Source organism: Rothia sp. 27098_8_29 (assembly GCF_041432785.1).
In the GTDB taxonomy this organism is placed as follows: domain Bacteria; phylum Actinomycetota; class Actinomycetes; order Actinomycetales; family Micrococcaceae; genus Rothia; species Rothia mucilaginosa.
In genome coordinates this window covers 264,464-282,317 of sequence record NZ_JAPWAI010000001.1, presented here as the reverse complement: position 1 = coordinate 282,317, position 17,854 = coordinate 264,464, and the positions used below count along the sequence as shown (strand labels likewise).

Here is a 17,854-nt window from a genome sequence, read left to right as displayed (position 1 = left end):
TCCTATGTTCTCTCGGTGTGCTTTCTTGGCTCTGCTTAGCTGGAGGCTCTACTTAGCTGGCGAAGACGAGCTGCAGGATCGGCACGGCGAGCGCTATCATTCCTACGCTGACGGCTGCCCCTGCGGCAATGACGGGGGCTGCGGTGCCTTCGTGCCGGTAGTGGGTTTCCAGAATGACGATATTAGCTGCTGGCGGCAGAACAGCCAGAAGAAAAAGCACCTGCGGATGCGCGAGCAACTGGTCAAAGTGCACGCCCGCCGTATCGTGTGCCCAGCGGGCGAGTGCCAGCACGCCGATGCTGTAGACGCTCACGAGCACGGCGCGTAGGAATGCCCATCCGGCGGCGCGGGTCAGGTCGGCGCGGTGTAGCTTGGCAACACCGAGCCACATGCCCAGAACAATCAGTCCGATAAAGCTGAAAATCCAGGTCAGTACCCGGTAGAAACCTGCCCCGTGAACGCTCAGGAAAGAGCCGGCGGGCAGGCAGAGCAGACCCACCACCACGGCGATAACCGGCGGGCTGGTACGCAGCCCCCGCAGCACCGTGTGGAGGGTTTCCCCACGGCTCCTAGTGGCTCGTGCATCCTGTGTTGTGTGTGAGTTCTGTGCGGCTCGTGCACTTGAGGCGGCGCGCTCCCCGGCATCTGTTGTAGAACCACCGCGTAGTAGCGAGGTGCCCAGAATATTACCCATGATGGAGTTGCCGATATACGCGCCAATGTACACGCGCACGGCTTCCTCGCCCCAGAATCCGGCAACCACAGGGATGCCGAAGAGCCCCGCGTTCAGGTACACGAAGGCGAGCTTCTGCACGGGGTCGCCGGTGATGCGCCCGGCACAGAGCACGCCAAGGAGCATCAACACCATGGTGGAGGCGGCGACAAAGAACAGCTCGGGACGGCTGGTTGCGACAGTGTAGATGATGACGGCGGGAATGATCCAGCGGGTCAGCAGGGTTGAGGCGTCTTCTTTGAGGCGGGTGCTCCAGCGATCGGGTAGCAGTAGCGCGAGCCCCAGACCTAGACCTAGGTAGATGAGTGGGAGGATGATTCCCATGCTCGTTCCTTTCGCTGTAGCTCTGCTGTTTTTGCCGCGTTAGGGCGTGTCTAATAACCCTACCCTGAACCTTCAGGTTGAGGTTGATTATTTTTTCTCTGTGGTTTTCGGATTTTTCGCGTCATATTGCATCATATTCCGCCAAACCCTCGTTTTTTATGCGGTTCGCTTCTAATCTTGAAATATAGAAAGGATATATTTTCAGCGTATTCTTTCAATCTATCGCCGACACTCATTTTCTCGCATCATTAGACGCGCTGTTGTTTCTTCTCATGCGAGGTTTATACGCTCAGGAGCCCGCAATGCAGCAACCGTATCTTTCTTCTCCTCCCGATGCTGGAGGCGTCCCCCACCGCTCCGCAAAGACCCCCGCGAAGGCGCAGGGGCAGCATGCCGGTGTGCATATTCCGTGGCGCTCTTCTGCGGCCCCCTCAGCAGTGAACGCTTCGACTGCAGTGGCTGAGCCTGTTGTTGCTTCTGCTGCGCCCGTAGCGTCTATGAGCGGTCCTGAACGTACGTTTAGGGTCCCGCACCCGGTGCTGAGTGCTATCTCGTGGCTGATTGCGGCTGCGAGCGCTGCGTGGCTTGTGATTCTGGGCGTCTCGTTGGCGTTGAATGTCGCCTCGGGTGTGAGTCACGATTCTGAGTTTATGATGCTAACCTACGGCGTGTACATGGCGTGCGCGTTTGGGTTCTGCTGTTTTGGCACGTTTTTTGCTCTGCATTTTGGGTTGGGGTCGAGCGCTCATTGGCGTGATTCGATTCGTCACCCGCATCACCCGCATTAAAGGTTTTTCTTTTCCCCGTGTGGTTTTGTGGAGAGTTTTTAGTTCTTTTATTTGAACTCTCGTTTTAAATATTTTGGTGTTTTTCTTTAAAATTCATGCGAAAAATCTAGGCTACGGAGTATTTTCAGAAACGCTCATATGAAAGAAGCCGCCCGGCGCATCACAGCAGGATGCACCGGGCGGCTCCTTACGGGGCTTCAGCCATCTTAGGTTGCACACTCAAAGGGGTTCAGGAGCCGAACATGCAGACGCTCAAAATCTTTGACATTGCGCGTTACGAGAGTAAGACCATGAGTCAAAGCAGTTGCAGCGATCCATGCGTCGTTCTCCGGCGCTTTATCCGGCACGTGAAGCCCTGCACAACAATCAGCTACAGCTCCGTCAATGACAAGAGTTCGTTTCTGAAATTTCTCTCGAACTGCCAAAAACCACTCACGCAGATAAGCACCTTGTATCGGATCTTTACGCTCCATAGCAAGCACACCGCGCTCTAGTTCCATAAGGGTCACGACGCTAATATAGAGTGGCTTTTCTGAATAACGGCGAAACCACGACTCAAAAACAGGGTCAGCCTTACCGCGTGAGAGCTTCCACAACTCAGAAATAATATTGGTATCAAGCAGGTACATCGTTGTCCCCTAGAACTCTACAATGGGGCGCTGATGTGCGGAACGTTCTGCCGTGGGGAATTCTTCGGGCAGGTCCATACCTTCAGCAGGTTGAGGGTAGTTTGCGAAGAAATCATACAGGGAAGAGCTCTCATTCTGGCTACGCGAATACTCTTCATAGGTCATAAGGACATAGGTGGGTTCACCACGCTTAGTGATAATAACGGGTGATTGCTGAGCCTGCTTCTGGGCTTTGGCGAGATTTTGGTTGAACTCGCGGCTGGTCATAACGGTCATAATTTCCCCCTTGCTGCTCACGACATGAAAACATAAATAATGTAACTACGTAGCTACATTATATTTTCCTTTCAGTACTACGACAACCCCTCCATCTTCAGACCCGCTATATATCGTTAGGAAGATACGAAGAAGCCGCCCGGCGCATCACAGCAGGATGCACCGGGCGGCTCCTTCACAGGCTCCCAGCTACAAAGCTAGGTAGCCCACAGCGGGATTACTCCCACTCAATGGTTCCCGGGGGCTTGGAGGTAACATCCAGCACCACTCGGTTAACGTCCTTGACCTCGTTCGTAATACGGTTCGAGATCTTAGCCAGCAGGTCGTACGGCAGGCGCGACCAGTCAGCGGTCATTGCGTCTTCCGAAGAGACCGGGCGCAGAACAATCGGGTGGCCGTAAGTACGGCCGTCACCCTGAACACCCACGGAACGAACGCCAGCCAGCAGAACCACGGGGCACTGCCAGATGTGCTCGTCCTGACCTGCTGCGGTCAGCTCTTCACGCACGATAGCATCAGCGGCACGCAGGGTCTCCAGGTTCTCGCGGGTAACCTCGCCGACAATGCGGATGCCCAGGCCGGGGCCGGGGAACGGCTGACGTGCCACGATTTTCTCGGGAACGCCGAGCTCACGACCGATAGCGCGAACCTCGTCCTTGAACAGGGTGCGCAGCGGCTCCACCAGTTCGAAGGTCAGGTCGTCGGGGAGGCCGCCCACGTTGTGGTGGCTCTTAATGTTTGCGGTGCCGTCGCCGCCGCCGGACTCGACAACGTCCGGGTACAGGGTGCCCTGGACCAGGAACTTGATGTCTGCGCCCTCTTCGCCTGCTTCGGCAATCAGCTTGCGCTGTGCCTCTTCGAAGGAGCGGATGAACTCGCGGCCGATAGCCTTACGCTTCGCCTCGGGCTCGGTGATGCCATCGAGCGCGGAGAGGAAACGCTCCGACTCGTCAATGGTGATGACCTTAATGCCCATAGATGCTGCGTAGTCCTGCTCGACCTGTTCGCGCTCGCCTTCACGGAGCAGACCGTGGTCGATGAAGAAGCAGGTGAGCTGGTCGCCGACAGCCTTGTGCACGAGAGCTGCTGCCACGGAGGAGTCAACGCCGCCGGAGAGCGCGCAGATGACGCGGTCGCTACCGACCTGCTCGCGAATCTTTGCGACCTGCTCTTCGATGATGTTGTTGGTAGACCAGGTGGGCTTCAGGCCTGCCACATTGTAGAGGAAGTTCTCCAGGGCGACCTGGCCGTAGTCGGAGTGCTTCACCTCGGGGTGCCACTGCACGCCGCCGAGCTTGCGGGACTCGTCCACGAATGCTGCCACGGATGCGCCGGGGGTCTTTGCCAGCACCTCGAAGCCTTCGGGGGCTTCGGTCACGGAGTCACCGTGAGACATCCACACGTTCTGGGTGGTGGGGGTGCCGGTGAGGAAGGAGGAGTTCTCAGCGCAGATCACAGCGTCGGTTGCGCCGTATTCGCGCAGACCGGTCTGGGCGACGGTGCCGCCGAGGGTCTGAGCCATCACCTGGAAGCCGTAGCAGATACCGAAGATCGGCACGCCAGCTTCGAACAGGGCCTTGTCACCCTTGGGTGCGCCATCGGCGTAGACCGAGGAGGGGCCACCGGAGAGCACGATGGCTGCCGGGTTCTTGGCGAGCATCTTCTCGGTGCTCATGGAGTGGGGGACGATTTCGGAGTAGATGCCGGCTTCACGCACGCGACGAGCGATGAGCTGCGCGTACTGTGCACCGTAATCTACCACCAGGACGGGACGCTCTTCGAGCTGGTCCAGGTTCACAGAGTTGGTCACGAAAATTACCTCAACGTGTTGGTACTAATCCGCGCACTTGCGCGGGGATATATCTATTTTACGCTATCGCTGTACGCCGCCGACGGTACGTAGCCGCTCCCCCATCCCGGGGTGCCGCTACATGCTCTAACGGGGGTAGAGCGCGCGTATAGAAAGCACCGCCTGGTGACCGGCAGACCACAACCTGCCAACCGCCAAGCGGTGATTCATGAAGCTACATTAGCCGCGGTACGCGGGAACCACGGTCAGGTCAGCCTTCTGGAACTTCTTCAGGTCCAGGTAACCGCAGTTAGCCATTGCGCGCTTGAGCGCACCGACAATGTTGCTGGTGCCGTTCACGTGGTGCGAAGGACCGTACAGGACCTCCTCCAGGGAGCCGACAACACCCAGCGGGGTGCGTACGCCGCGCGGGAAGTCCAGCGAGTGCGCCTCGTTGCCCCAGTACCAGCCCTGGCCGGGAGCCTCGGATGCGCGAGCCAGCGGAGCGCCCAGCATGACAGCGTCAGCGCCCAGTGCGAGCGCCTTCACCATGTCACCGGAGCGGCCCAGGGAGCCGTCAGCGATCACGTGTACGTAGCGGCCGCCGGACTCGTCCAGGTAGTCGGAACGTGCCGCAGCCACGTCGGCGATAGCGGTTGCCATGGGTGCGGAGATGCCCAGGCCCTGGCGGGTGGTCTGTGCGGAACCGCCGCCGAAGCCCACCAGCACGCCGGCTGCGCCGGTACGCATCAGGTGCTTAGCCTGCGAGTAGCCAGCAACGCCACCAACGATGACCGGAACGTCGAGCTCGTAGATGAACTTCTTCAGGTTCAGCGGCTCGTGCGAGGTGGAAATGTGCTCAGCAGAGACGGACGCACCGCGGATGACGAACAGCTCAACGCCCGCCTTCACTACGGTCTCGTAGTGCTCCTGGGTGTTCTGCGGGCTCAGGGAGCCTGCAACGACCACGCCGGAGTCACGGATCTCTTCCAAGCGTGCAGTAATCAGTTCCGGCTTAATCGGCTCGGAGTAAATCTGCTGCATGCGGGTGGTTGCGGAGGCGGGGTCCGCCTCGGGCAGCTCAACAATCTCGTCGAGCAGCGGCTGCGGGTCCTCGTAGCGGGTCCACAGGCCCTCGAGGTTCAGCACGCCCAGGCCACCCAGCTTACCCAGTGCAATGGCGGTCGCCGGGGACATGACCGAGTCCATGGGCGCACCAATGATGGGGGTGTCGAACTTGAAGGCGTCAATCTGCCAGGAGGTGTCGACGTCGCGGCGGTCGCGGGTACGGCGGGTGGGCACCAGCGCCACATCGTCCAGGGAGTAGGTGGGGCGGGCGTTCTTGGAGAGGCCAATCTGAATTTCAGACATGGGGTGAATCCTTTCGAATTCGGTTTGAGGGGTGCCGCTGGGCGTTATTCGCGCCGATGCCCGCCCGATACCTGAACGGGTATGGGGCGGGCTCAACGGCGCATGGTGTGCACACCATGCGGCGAATCATCGTTGGTGAGGCGTTTTAGCGGCGGTAGTTCGGTGCCTCAACGGTCATCATGATGTCGTGCGGGTGCGATTCCTTCAGACCTGCGGGGGTGATGCGCACGAACTGACCCTTGTACTTGAGCTCCTCGATGGTGCGGGAACCGACGTAGAACATGGTCTGGCGCAGGCCGCCTTCGAGCTGGTGAATCACTGCGGAGAGCGGGCCGCGGAAGGGAACCTGACCCTCAATACCCTCGGGAATCAGCTTCTCTTCGCTGGAGACGTCAGCTTGGAAGTAGCGGTCCTTGGAGAAGGACTTGTGACGGCCGCGGGTCTGCATTGCGCCCAGCGAACCCATGCCGCGGTATGCCTTGTACTGCTTACCGTTCATGAAGATCAGTTCGCCGGGGGACTCGGTGGTACCGGCAAGCAGGGAGCCGAGCATCACGGAGTCAGCGCCTGCAACCAGTGCCTTGCCGATCTCGCCGGAGTGCTGCATACCGCCGTCAGCAATCAGCGGCACGCCTGCCGGGATTGCCGCCTTAGCGGACTCGTTGATAGCGGTCACCTGGGGAACGCCAACACCGGCGATAATGCGGGTGGTGCAGATGGAGCCGGGACCAACGCCGACCTTCACGCCGTCAGCGCCGGCGTCGATGATTGCCTGTGCGCCCAGGCGGGTTGCAGCCTGGCCACCGATGACGTCCACGTGTGCTGCGGCGGGGTCCTTCTTCAGGCGGGCAATCATGTCGAGCACGCCCTGGGAGTGGCCGTTTGCGGTGTCCACGAACAGTGCGTCGACGCCTGCCTCGACCAGGGTCATTGCGCGCTCGTAGCCGTCACCGAAGAAGCCGATAGCGGCGCCGGCACGCAGGCGGCCGTCCTCGTCCTTGGTGGCGTTGGGGTACTGTTCAGTCTTAACGAAGTCCTTGAGGGTAATCAGACCGGCGAGCTTGCCTGCGTCGTCGACCAGGGGCAGACGCTCAATCTTGTTGTTGGACAGCAGTGCGAATGCTTCGTCCTTGGTGACGCTGGGGTGCGCGGTGACCAGCGGCATGGGGGTCATGATGTCGCGGACGCGAATGCCCTCGTAGTCGGAGCGGGAGATGTAGCGGATATCGCGGTTGGTGATAATACCTTCCAGCACGCCCTCTTCGCTGACGACGGGCAGACCGGAGACCTTGTAGTAGCCGCAGACCTCGTCGTATTCGGCGATGGTTGCGTCAGCACCGATGGTGACGGGGTTAATGATCATGCCGGACTCGGAGCGCTTAACGCGGTCCACGTGTGCAGCCTGGTCCTCGATGGAGAGGTTGCGGTGGATAACGCCCATACCGCCCAGACGTGCCATAGCGATTGCCATAGCGGAGTCGGTCACGGTGTCCATTGCGGCGGAAATAATGGGGGTGTTCAGGGTGATGCGCTTGGACAGGCGGGTGGAGGTGTCCGCATCGGAGGGGATGACGTCGGTGTTGCCGGGCAGCAGCAGCACGTCATCGTAGGTCAGGCCGGTGAAGCCGAAGGGATCCTCGGACAGAGCGGTGGGAATGGTCATTGTCTACCTTTCGGATGCTGGCTTCATCGGTGAGAAGCTCAGCCTATACGTTGCGTATGTCAAGATGCGGTACGACCCGTCTGCTCGCACCCCACAAGGTGGTTTGAGCGCAAACGGGAACAGCTTACCTTCTATAGTAAACCGCTAAAGGTTTCTTTGCTGAGAAGCACTCATAGTAAGCGCCCCTCAGCGGGAGGCTGTCGGTAGGTTCTAACACCCCCACGAACGCGAGCGCATCCGAGCCTACCGACAGCGAGTGCCCGGTACCGCCTCCATGGTGGAGGGGGCGGCACCGGGCACACACACTATTTAGGCTTCTTCAGTTTCTTCGGGCTTCTCAACCACCAGGGTCTCGGTGGTCAGCACCAGAGCCGCGATGGAGGATGCGTTCTGCAGAGCCGAACGGGTCACCTTCACCGGGTCAATCACACCGGCTTCGATGAGGTCCACGTACTCGCCGGTCTTGGCGTTGAATCCGTGACCCACGGGCAGTTCGGAGACCTTGGAGACGATGACGTAGCCGTCTTCGCCAGCATTCTCAGCGATCCAGCGCAGCGGCTGAACCAGGGCGCGGCGAACGATCTGTACACCCACGTTTGCGTCGTGGTTGCCCAGGTCCATTCCGTCCAGTGCCTTCAGTGCGTGAACCAGTGCGGAACCGCCACCGGAGACGATGCCCTCTTCCAGAGCGGCACGGGTGGAGGACACAGCGTCCTCGATCCGGTGCTTGCGTTCCTTCGCCTCAACCTCGGTTGCGGCACCGACCTTGATGACACCCACGCCGCCGGCGAGCTTAGCCAGGCGCTCCTTGAGCTTCTCGCGGTCCCATTCGGAATCCACGCGCTCAATTTCGCGGCGCAGCTGCTGCACGCGGTCCTCGATTGCCTCGGGGTCGCCGCCGCCGTCCACGATGGTGGTGTGGGACTTGGTGACGGTCACGCGGCGTGCCGAGCCCAGGTGCTCCAGGGTGACCTGCGGCAGGTCGATGCCGAGCTCGCCGGTCACGACGGTGCCGCCGGTCAGAATTGCCAGGTCCTGCATGATTGCCTTGCGGCGGTCACCGAAACCGGGAGCCTTCAGAGCGACCACATTGATGGTGCCGCGCAGCTTGTTCACGACCAGTGCGGAGAGCGCCTCACCGTCAACGTCTTCTGCGATGATGGTCAGCGGCTTCTTCGCCTGAACGATCTTCTCGAGCACGGGCATGATTTCTGCGATGGTGGAAATCTTGCCCTGGTAGAGCAGCACGAGGCTGTTCTCCAGCACTGCTTCGCCGCGCTCAGCGTCGGTGACGAAGGAGGGCGAGAGGTAGCCTTTGTCGAACTGCATACCTTCGGTGATGTCCAGTTCGATTTCGGTGGAGGAGCCGTCTTCGATGGTGATGACGCCGTCCTGGCCGACCTTCTCGAAGGCGCGAGCCAGCAGCTCACCGATCTGCTCGGACTGGGCGGAGATAGCGGCAACGTGCGCCACCTCGGGGCCCTGCACGGGGCGTGCGTTCTCGAGCAGGCGTGCGGAAACAGCCTCCACAGCAGCCTCAATGCCGCGCTTGACGTCGGCGGGTGCCGCGCCGCTGGTAACATTGCGCAGGCCCTCGTTGACCAGTGCCTGTGCGAGCACGGTTGCGGTGGTGGTGCCGTCACCGGCTACGTCGTTGGTCTTGGTGGCGACTTCCTTCGCCAGCTGGGCGCCCAGATTTTCGTACGGGTCGTCCAGTTCAATTTCGCGAGCAATGGACACGCCGTCGTTGGTGATGACGGGTGCACCCCACTGCTTGTCGAGCACAACGTTGCGCCCGCGCGGGCCGAGGGTTACCTTGACCGCGTTTGCCAGCTTATCGACGCCAGCCTGCAGGGACTTGCGGGCGGCATCGTTGAATTCAAGCTGCTTAGCCATGTGTTCGCTACTCCTAGTGCGTCACAGAAAGGAAATTTTTAAGGGGCAGATGATAGCTCATGCGCCGTACCGGATGAGCGGTACGGCGCATGAGCATCTGAAAGTATTAGTCGACGATTGCCAGAACGTCGCGTGCGGAGAGAATCAGGTACTCTTCGCCCTGGTACTTAACCTCGGTGCCACCGTAGCGGGAGAACACGACAACGTCGCCTTCCTTGATGTCTACGGGAATGCGGTTGCCCTTCTCATCCACGCGGCCCGGGCCAACGGCGACAACGCGTGCTTCCTGCGGCTTTTCCTTCGCAGTTTCGGGGATGACCAGACCGGATGCGGTGGTCTGCTCAGCCTGCTCGATCTTGATAACGACGCGGTCTTCCAGGGGCTTGATAGCCATAATCGGTTCCTCCGGGTTGTGGATTTACGTTTGATGCGAGACAGCGGCGCAGTGGCGCGCCCAATGACTGTCTCGAGTGTTACCTCAACTCTAGTTTCACCTGTGCTTTCGGTCAAGAAAAACGCCCTTCTGCCGGGGTGTTTCACCGCAAGGCGAACGCTGAGCAAAAAACCGAGCAGATCGGGCTTCCCACCTCCCAAAATCGGCACCCCGTAAAATGAGGAGCATGCCTATTCCCGCATCCCCTTTTACTCCCGCCGCCAAGCTTCCGTTCAGTGCCGAAGCGCTCGCGGCAGCCGATGAGCTCTACCCGCTGGGCTCGGATACGCTCAGCGCCGTTACTTCTTTGCGTTCGCGAGGTTTCAGCCCCGAGGAGTCTGCGCAGATTATTTCGCTGGCGCAGGCTCGTACCCGTGCGCGCGCCAAGTTCGGCGAGCGCGCCCGCACCCTCATGCTCACTCAGGAGGCGGCGGAGCAGGCGACCCGCCCGGTGATTGCGCATTATCGCGCTCAGCGTCTGCGCCCGGTTGCCGGCACGGTGGCTGATTTGGGGTGCGGTATCGCCTCGGATTCTGCCGTGTATGCGGCGGAGCGCGGTGCCGTGGTTGCGGTGGAGTTGGATCCGCTGACGGCTTCTTTTGCGGCGAAGAACCTTGAGTTTTGCCCGCAGGCGCGCGTGTATTCGGGGGATGTGACCGATTATGTGCACGGTGAACTTCTGGACGCTGCCGGTGAGCCGGTGGGCATTGTGTGGATGGACCCGGCGCGCCGCGAGTTGCGGGGTGCGAAGAAGGCCCAGACGGAGCGCCTTTTTGATCCGGAGGCGTTCTCTCCCCCGTTCTCATTCGTGCTGAATCTGGCGCGTACGGGTGTGCCGATGGGCGTGAAGTTGGGCCCCGGTTTTCCTCATGAGGGCATCCCCTCGCCCGAAGATATTGCGTCGGAGGCGAACCCCAACCCGCGCGTTGAGGCGGAGTGGATCCAGTCGGAGGGATCCCTCGCCGAGTTGGTGCTCTGGTTTAACGCACTGGCTCAGGAGGGGGTGGCTCGCACGGCAACCTCTGTGCGCGAGTGGCCTGCGGAAGAGGCTGCCCCTAATGAAGGATCAACCGAAGGCTCAACCAAAACCGGCGCCCTACTGCCTCCCTACGAGGCGGTGAGCTTCCGCAGCCCCTTGACGGCGGAAGAGGCGGAGCAGAGTGTTGACGTTCCGACGTCCCTACCGCAGCCCGGTGATTACCTGCTGGAGCCCGCCCCGGCAATTGTGCGCTCGCATCTGGTCGCTGAGTTTGCGCAGAGTATTGGCGCGCACCTGCTGGATGAGCACCTGGCGTACCTGTGTTCTGCCGAGCCGGTGGAGCATCCGTTGGTTGCCTGCTACGAGGTGCTGGAGGAGATTCCCCTGCAGGAGAAGCAGCTGAAGCGTTGGGTGCGTGAGCAGGGCTTTACGGCGCTGACGATTAAGAAGCGTGGCGTGGACATTGTTCCGGAGCAGTTGCGTGCGCGCCTGCTGGGTTCGGCGGGTTCTAAGCCTTCCAAGAAGAAACAGAAAAAGAACGTTAATTCTTCTTCGGGTGCGCAGGCGGGTACTCAGGAGTCCTCGTACCGTCCGGCAACGCTGGTCTTTACCCGTATCGGTTCGGGTAGGGATTCACGCCGCGTCGGCTGGCATGTGCGCCCGCTCTAACCTCGCCAGCCCCGGCCACCCATCCCTAACTACCCAGCACTGACGGCCCAGACCCGACTGCCCAGACCCGAGGACGGGTTACCGTTCGTGACGATTCGTGACGTTTCCCGTTCCGGATTCTGCACTCGACAGGGCACCGGGCACCGCAAGACCGTACACTAGATACGGTGCCTAGTAGAGGTACTCCCCCGCAAAAGCCGGCTCCCACCGGCTAGCGCACAGCCGGGTAGAGCCCACCGATAATAACTTCCATAGTCGGCACCATGCACGACCCTATTTCCAGACGCAGGAAAGGCAATATGATCGACTTTGCTACCTCCCCGCAGTCCACTCTCGGCGTGGAATGGGAGATTGCGCTCATCGACCGTGAAAGCGGCGCACTGACCCAGCGCGCCAGCGAGGTGCTATCCATCCTGCGCGAGCGCCGCCCCGAACTGCTTGAGCCCGCCTCCAACCGGGCGCATGTGACCGGCGAGTTTCTGGAGAACACCGTCGAAGTGGTGACCGGCATCTGCCGCACCGTCGCTGAGGCGTGCCGTCAGCTGCAGGATTTGACGGATACCCTGCGCGACATCACCGATGAGCTGGGCATTGAGTTCTACCCCGCCGGCACTCACCCTTTCTCCCACTGGGCTGACCAGCCGGTTGTGGCGAAGGAACGCTACCAGCGCGTGGTCGAGCGCGCCCAGTATTGGGGCCGCCACATGGTCATTTACGGCGTGCACGTGCACGTGGGTGTTGACTCCCGCGATAAGGTTCTGCCGCTTATTGACGCGCTGACCAACTACGGACCGCACCTGCTGGCGCTTTCGTGCTCCTCCCCCTACTGGGACGGGGTCGATACCGGTTACGCTTCGCACCGCACCCAGCTTTACCAGCAGCTGCCCACGAACGGCCTGCCCTTCCACTTTGATACCTGGGAGCAGTACAGCGATTACCTGGAGTCACTCGTGGCAACCGACGTGATCAACGACCCGAGCGAGGACCGTTGGGATGTTCGCCCGGTTCCGCGTTACGGCACCATTGAAATGCGCTATTGCGATGGCCTCGCGTCCCTGCCCGATGTTGCGGCGATCGTGGCGTTCACGCAGTGCCTGGTGGAGTACTTCTCCCGCCGCATTGAGGCGGGTGAAAGCGTTGAGGTGCTCGCCCCCTGGCACGCTCAGGAGAATAAGTGGCGCGTCGCCCGCTACGGCCTGGAGGCTAAAATTGTGGTCTCTAACGAGCCGGTGCAGCGTACCCTGCGTGAAGATTTTGAGCTGCTTCTGCCCAAGCTGGAGCCGGTGGCACGCGACCTTGACTGTGAGGTAGAGCTGGCGCAGGTACGCCGCATCCTCGCCGAGGGTACGGGTGCGGATCGTCAGCGTGCGGTCTTTGAGAAGACCGGCTCTCTGCGTGAAGTGGCGCTAGATGTTGCCGCGCAGTCTCGTGCGCGAGCGCTGCGTTAGAGCCCCCCCCCCCAGCTAAAGTTTGAATACAGAAAATGCCTCGGCGCAGTCCTTTGTGAGACTGTGCCGAGGCATTTCTATGAGCATTTTCGAGGCGAGCCGCATCAACGGGTTCGCGCTAATAATCCCTGCGAAAGTAGCTATTTCAGAGGTAGCCCGTTTAGAAACAGACCGTGGTCACCGGCAGCGAGGAATCCGTCGTGAAGTCCACACCCGAGGGCTCACGACCGGCAGCGACCAGGCGGGCACCCAGCGCCGCAACCATCGCGCCGTTATCGGTGCACAGGGTGAACTTCGGGATAATCAGGCGCACCCCCTCGGAGGCGCATCGGGCGGCAAGCAGCTCACGCAGACGCGAGTTAGCCGCCACGCCACCGCCGAGCAGCAGGGTCTTCATGCCCTGCTCGCGGCAGGCAAGCATCGCCTTCTTGGTGATGACGTCCACGACCGCCTCCTGGAAAGACGCGGCGATATCGGCAACCGGTACCTCTTCACCGGCCGCTTCAAAGCTTTCAATCACGCGCGCCACGGCGGTCTTCAGGCCGGAGAAGGAGAAATCGTAGCGGTGCGCACCGGGCTCCTCGGCGGTGCCCATAAACTTGCGGTTCGACAGGCCGCGCGGGAACACGAAGGCGTTGCGGTTACCCTCGGCGGCGGCGCGATCAATCGCGGGGCCACCCGGGTAGTCCAGACCCAGCAGTCGGGCGACCTTGTCGTAGGCCTCGCCTGCGGCATCGTCGAGGGTCGCGCCGAGCAGACGCACATCGGAGGTAATGTCGCGCACCTGCAGGATTTCGGTATGACCGCCAGAGACCAGCAGCGCACCCAGACCACCGGAACCGGCATTCGCCAGCAGGTCGGAGCCGTCTTCGGTGCCGTTGTCCTCCAGCAGGCCAACGCCAACGTGGGCGACCAGGTGGTTAATGCCGTAGAGGGGCTTGCCGGTGGCAATAGCGAGTGCCTTCGCCGCGGAGACACCGACCATGAGTGCGCCCGCCAGGCCGGGGCCAGCGGTGACGGCGATAGCGTCCACCTGATCGAGGGTGATGTCCGCTTCGGCGAGTGCCGCCTTGAGGGCGGGGATCATGGCGTCCAGGTGAGCGCGGGAGGCGATTTCGGGGATCACGCCGCCGAAGCGCACGTGCTCTTCCATGGAGGAGGAGATGGTGTTGCTGAGCAGCTGTGCACCGCGCACGATGCCGATACCGGTCTCATCGCAGGAGGATTCGATACCCAGAACGAGGGGTTCGCGAGTGCTCATAGTCTATCTTTCTGTTGCGCTGTCTGCGCGTAGTGCTTCTAGTTGCAGTGATGTAGGGATGCTGTACTGTAGGGATACTGCGATGTAGAGGGCGGCGAAAGCTTGCCCCTACTGCGGGGATTGCCGTTTAGCCCAACGGAGTATTTAGAACGTACATTCCATAATGATGGCGTCGGTTCCGTCATCGTAGTAGCCGCGGCGTACGTGAATCGCACGGTAGCCGTTGCGTTCATAGAGGCGCTGGGCGCGCGGGTTGTCGGCACGCACCTCCAGCAGGATACGCTCGGCTCCCTGCTCGCGGGCGCGCTCGTGCATCTGCTCGAGCATGGCGCGACCGTAGCCGTGGCCCTCGTACTCGGGGAGCACGCCGATGGTTTGAACGTCGGCGGTGTCGGCTACGACCATGGTTCCGCAGTAGCCGATAGCGCGCCAGCTGCCCTCGTTATCTTCCGAACCTTCTGCAGGCAATTCGAGCATGTAGTAGGTGCGGGTCGGGTGGGTCAGCTCTTCGAGGAACATGTCGATGTGCCAGGCATCGGCAGGAAACAGGGTGGTCTCCATGCGGTGCATGGCCTGCACGTCGGCAAGTTCGGCAACGCGCAGGCGGGCGCCCAGTGCCAGGTTACTCAGTGCCAGATTATTCAGTGCCAGGTTATTCAGTGCCAGGTCGTCTCGCACGATATTTTCGGTAGCGCTCATTTAGCTCTCCTTCTGCGCGGCAGTCTGCGCAGCCTGTGCGGCGGACTGCGCGGCCTGCTTCTGCTGGCGGGCGAGCATTGCGGCGGGGACCTTTGCGTCCGAGTCGCGCAGGTACTGGGCGGAGGTGTCCTCGCTCAGGTTCTCTACGCCCAGGCGTGCCGCGGCGGCAACCAGGTACTCGGCGTGGGGGTGAACCTGACGGGCAGAATCGACGATGGTCCAGCCGTGTTCTTCGAGAGTTTCGGAGTATAGGCCAGCACCGTAACCGTAAGCGTAGGCGGGAGCCCTACCGGGCAGAATTTCGGAGGCGGGGCATACGTTCGGGCCGTCCACCAGGTTGTAGCCTTCGGAGTTCACGCGGTAGCGGGCGGAGTAGACTTCGCGGCGGCGCGCGTCGGAGAGTACGAGCAGCTCAGCACCTTCTACAAGCTCAGCACTTTCAGCAGAGGCGAACGCTCGTTCTACGTTCTCTTCCCCGGCAGTATCCTCGGCAGCCGCACCAGACACAGCACGCTCAGCCAGCGCGGTCAGGCTCATCATGCCGTACACCGGCACCGACCAGGCAAAACCCAGAGCGCGCGCAGTAACGATACCGGCACGCAGACCCGTAAAAGGTCCCGGGCCGGTACCGGTCAGAATCGCATCCAAATCTTCGCCGCGCACGCCAGCGTCCTGCAGGGCCGCCTGCGCGTAGGGGCCCATCACCTCGGCGTGGGAGCGGGTATCTTCACTCTCGTAGCGGGCGAGGATTTCGAAGGACGCACCGGCTTCGGAGCCGTGCACACGGGCGAGCGCCACAGATGCGGTGGCGGATGAATCAAGGGCAAGTACTAGCACCCTATCATTCTAACGCGCGGGCTCTAGGCGCTCTGCAGGGCCTCTTTCAGAGCGTCGAAAGCGTGCTCCCAGCGGGGGCCGAAGGCGCGCACCCGCAGCAGGCGAGGTTCGGGGGTGTCCGCGTCCTCGTCACTTTCGTCTTCGTCGTCCCAGCTGAACTCTTCGGCACCCGAGTAGGCAAAGCGCGCATCCGCACCAGTCAGACGGGTGAAGTCCAGCTCCAGGCGGGAATCGCTCAGATGCTCAGCCTTATCGCGGCCCCACTCGATGACGGTCACCGAGCGCGGCAGGGAGAACTCCAGGTCCAGGTCGTCGAGCTCTTCGGCACTGGAGAGGCGGTAGGCGTCCACGTGCACCAGGTCGGGGCCGCCGGGGCGGGGGCCGTCCGGCAGGTTTGGGTGCACGCGCGAGAGCACGAAGGTCGGTGAGATAACACCTTCGCGCACGCCCAGGCCTTCGCCCAGGGAGCGGGTGAACGTGGTCTTGCCCGCGCCGAGCTCGCCCGAGAGGAGTAGTACGTCCCCGGCGTTCAGGTGCTGCGCCAGGGTGAGCGCCAGGCGGCGCGTATGGTCGGGGCCGGTCACGTCCAGGTCGAGGGCGGCAGAAATGTATTCAGCGCTCATTAGCCCTCCTGTTCCTCGCCGGTGCCCCACAGCTCGTTCAGCTCAGCTTCAACCCAGGAGCCGCCGACGTAGAGGCGCTCCACACGGGGAGAAATACGGGTCACGATTTCGTAGTTAATGGTCTGCGCCGCTTCAGCCCACTCCTCTACGGGCGGGTTCTCGCCAGCGCCAAAAAGGATGGCGGGCGCGCCCAGGTACCCCAGGGCGGGATCGCTCAGGCCGGGTTCGCCCAGGTCAACGACCATCTGGTCCATGGCGACGCGGCCGACCACGCGGTAGGTCGTACCCTCCGCGTTATTAGGCACGGAGCCGTTCTCCACGTTCTGCGCGCCCGGGTAGATGCGCACCGGCGCGTTCTCCGCAATGCGCGGCACACCGTCAGCGTAGCCGAGCGGCACAAGCGCCAGGGTGGTTGCCTTGGGAGTGTGGTAGCGCAGACCGTAGGAAACACCCTGACCTGCAGGAACTTCCTTCACGGCGGCAATGTAGCTGCCCACCGTCATGACGGGCTTCAACCCCAGGTCTTCAGCGGTCACCTCCGGCAGCGGGGAAAGACCGTACAGCGCGAGGCCGCAACGCACGCCGTCACCGAGCAGACGCTCCTCAGTGTCCCAGCCCTCCAGCGAGGCGGTCAGGGTCGCCGGGGAGTTCGCCAAATGCACGATCTTCGGGGCCAGGCCAGCCTCACGAGCCTGAGCCACAAAAGTATCCAAAGTATCGACCTGCTGCGCAGTCTCGGCGCGGGTCGGCTCATCCGCAACCGCCAGGTGGCTAAAAATACCCTCAACCGTAATCAGACCGGCATCCTCCAGGGAAGCGGCGCGAGCCACCAGCGCAGGCCAATCCGCCGCGGTGGCACCGTTACGGCCCAGACCGGTATCAGCCTTCAGATGCACGATAGCGCGCTCGCCGGTGCATTCAGCGGCGGCGGCAACCGCCTCCAGGTCCCAACCGGAAACACCCAGACGAATCTTCTCCTGCAGTGCAGCCTCAAAATCGGTGGAGGGGGTGTGCAGCCACGCCATGAGCGGCGCATCAATACCGTCAGCACGCAGTTCCAGCGCCTCGTTCACGTGCACCACACCCAGCAGGTCAGCGCCGGCTGCAATAGCCGAACGTGCCACCGGGTACGCGCCGTGACCGTACGCATCCGCCTTAATCACTGCAATGAGCACGCGGTCGCCAAGGAGTTCCTTGAGTCGGCGCACATTATGTTCCAGCGCGTCAAGATCAATCGTGGCGCTACGTTCCACCTGGCCGGGAGCGCAGGGCGGGCAGTAAAGCGGTTCGGCAGGCTGCTGAGGGTGAGTCATGGTCCTTCGTTTCTGACGGGCGGGTACTACAGGCTGTACTTGAGCAGCCTCTCTTCTACTAAATTCTAGACCTCCCGCTGTGCGAAAGTCCTGTCGCGCTACACTAGGTCAGGTACCCCTTTA

16 protein-coding genes are annotated in these 17,854 nt (G+C 61.6%); 3 read left to right on the top strand and 13 right to left on the bottom strand.

From position 1 onward, the window contains the following. Positions 1–52: 52 nt before the first annotated feature. Positions 53–1,057: a permease gene (locus tag O3649_RS01185; protein WP_371572374.1), complete on the bottom strand. Its 1,005-nt coding sequence runs from the start codon at positions 1,055–1,057 to the stop codon at positions 53–55. Between the two features lie 302 nt (positions 1,058–1,359). Here O3649_RS01185 and O3649_RS01180 point away from each other — a divergent pair, with 302 nt between their 5' ends. Continuing rightward, complete coding sequence (locus O3649_RS01180; RefSeq protein WP_141758465.1) at positions 1,360–1,845, top strand: hypothetical protein; 486 nt, start codon at positions 1,360–1,362, stop codon at positions 1,843–1,845. A 206-nt stretch (positions 1,846–2,051) separates the two neighbouring features. Here the strand turns inward: O3649_RS01180 and O3649_RS01175 are convergent, their stop codons facing one another. The 7 genes from O3649_RS01175 to groES form a co-directional block, all read right to left on the bottom strand. After that, on the bottom strand, positions 2,052–2,474 hold the full coding sequence (locus O3649_RS01175; RefSeq protein ID WP_083301090.1) for a type II toxin-antitoxin system VapC family toxin: 423 nt from the start codon (positions 2,472–2,474) through the stop codon (positions 2,052–2,054). 9 nt (positions 2,475–2,483) lie between these two features. Continuing rightward, positions 2,484–2,750 carry a type II toxin-antitoxin system Phd/YefM family antitoxin gene (locus O3649_RS01170; RefSeq protein WP_070593719.1) on the bottom strand — a complete coding sequence of 89 codons (267 nt, stop codon included), beginning with the start codon at positions 2,748–2,750 and terminating at the stop codon, positions 2,484–2,486. 217 nt (positions 2,751–2,967) lie between these two features. Beyond that, positions 2,968–4,560, bottom strand: a complete 1,593-nt coding sequence (gene guaA, locus O3649_RS01165) for a glutamine-hydrolyzing GMP synthase (protein ID WP_371572371.1) — start codon at positions 4,558–4,560, stop codon at positions 2,968–2,970. 219 nt (positions 4,561–4,779) lie between these two features. Continuing rightward, positions 4,780–5,910: a GuaB3 family IMP dehydrogenase-related protein gene (locus O3649_RS01160; RefSeq protein ID WP_005505070.1), complete on the bottom strand. Its 1,131-nt coding sequence runs from the start codon at positions 5,908–5,910 to the stop codon at positions 4,780–4,782. A 145-nt stretch (positions 5,911–6,055) separates the two neighbouring features. Further along, complete coding sequence (gene guaB / locus O3649_RS01155) at positions 6,056–7,573, bottom strand: IMP dehydrogenase (protein ID WP_005505069.1); 1,518 nt, start codon at positions 7,571–7,573, stop codon at positions 6,056–6,058. A 309-nt stretch (positions 7,574–7,882) separates the two neighbouring features. Then, positions 7,883–9,469, bottom strand: a complete 1,587-nt coding sequence (groL, locus tag O3649_RS01150; protein WP_049341811.1) for a chaperonin GroEL — start codon at positions 9,467–9,469, stop codon at positions 7,883–7,885. Between the two features lie 106 nt (positions 9,470–9,575). Then, positions 9,576–9,863, bottom strand: coding sequence for a co-chaperone GroES (groES, locus tag O3649_RS01145; protein WP_005505066.1), 288 nt, complete (start codon positions 9,861–9,863; stop codon positions 9,576–9,578). Positions 9,864–10,089: 226 nt separating this feature from the next. Here groES and O3649_RS01140 point away from each other — a divergent pair, with 226 nt between their 5' ends. Together O3649_RS01140 and O3649_RS01135 are read left to right on the top strand one after the other, a co-directional pair. Beyond that, the gene (locus O3649_RS01140; protein WP_297605748.1) at positions 10,090–11,550 is read left to right on the top strand and encodes a class I SAM-dependent methyltransferase; all 1,461 of its coding nucleotides are present in this window, start codon (positions 10,090–10,092) and stop codon (positions 11,548–11,550) included. A 299-nt stretch (positions 11,551–11,849) separates the two neighbouring features. Next, positions 11,850–12,998, top strand: coding sequence for a glutamate--cysteine ligase (locus tag O3649_RS01135; protein ID WP_371572369.1), 1,149 nt, complete (start codon positions 11,850–11,852; stop codon positions 12,996–12,998). 160 nt (positions 12,999–13,158) lie between these two features. Here the strand turns inward: O3649_RS01135 and tsaD are convergent, their stop codons facing one another. The 5 genes from tsaD to alr all read right to left on the bottom strand — a co-directional run bounded on the left by tsaD (position 13,159) and on the right by alr (position 17,731). Continuing rightward, a complete protein-coding gene (gene tsaD, locus O3649_RS01130; RefSeq protein WP_005508428.1) occupies positions 13,159–14,259 on the bottom strand; it encodes a tRNA (adenosine(37)-N6)-threonylcarbamoyltransferase complex transferase subunit TsaD in 1,101 nt (366 codons plus the stop codon). Positions 14,260–14,403: 144 nt separating this feature from the next. Further along, positions 14,404–14,958 carry a ribosomal protein S18-alanine N-acetyltransferase gene (gene rimI, locus O3649_RS01125; RefSeq protein WP_371572367.1) on the bottom strand — a complete coding sequence of 185 codons (555 nt, stop codon included), beginning with the start codon at positions 14,956–14,958 and terminating at the stop codon, positions 14,404–14,406. Then, a complete protein-coding gene (tsaB, locus tag O3649_RS01120; RefSeq protein WP_371572365.1) occupies positions 14,959–15,795 on the bottom strand; it encodes a tRNA (adenosine(37)-N6)-threonylcarbamoyltransferase complex dimerization subunit type 1 TsaB in 837 nt (278 codons plus the stop codon). Between the two features lie 23 nt (positions 15,796–15,818). Continuing rightward, entirely contained in the window at positions 15,819–16,418 is a 600-nt protein-coding gene (gene tsaE / locus O3649_RS01115; RefSeq protein WP_049358743.1) for a tRNA (adenosine(37)-N6)-threonylcarbamoyltransferase complex ATPase subunit type 1 TsaE, read from the bottom strand. After that, positions 16,418–17,731, bottom strand: coding sequence for an alanine racemase (gene alr, locus O3649_RS01110; RefSeq protein ID WP_371572363.1), 1,314 nt, complete (start codon positions 17,729–17,731; stop codon positions 16,418–16,420). The genes tsaE and alr overlap by 1 nt, the downstream gene beginning before the upstream one ends. Positions 17,732–17,854: the final 123 nt, after the last annotated feature.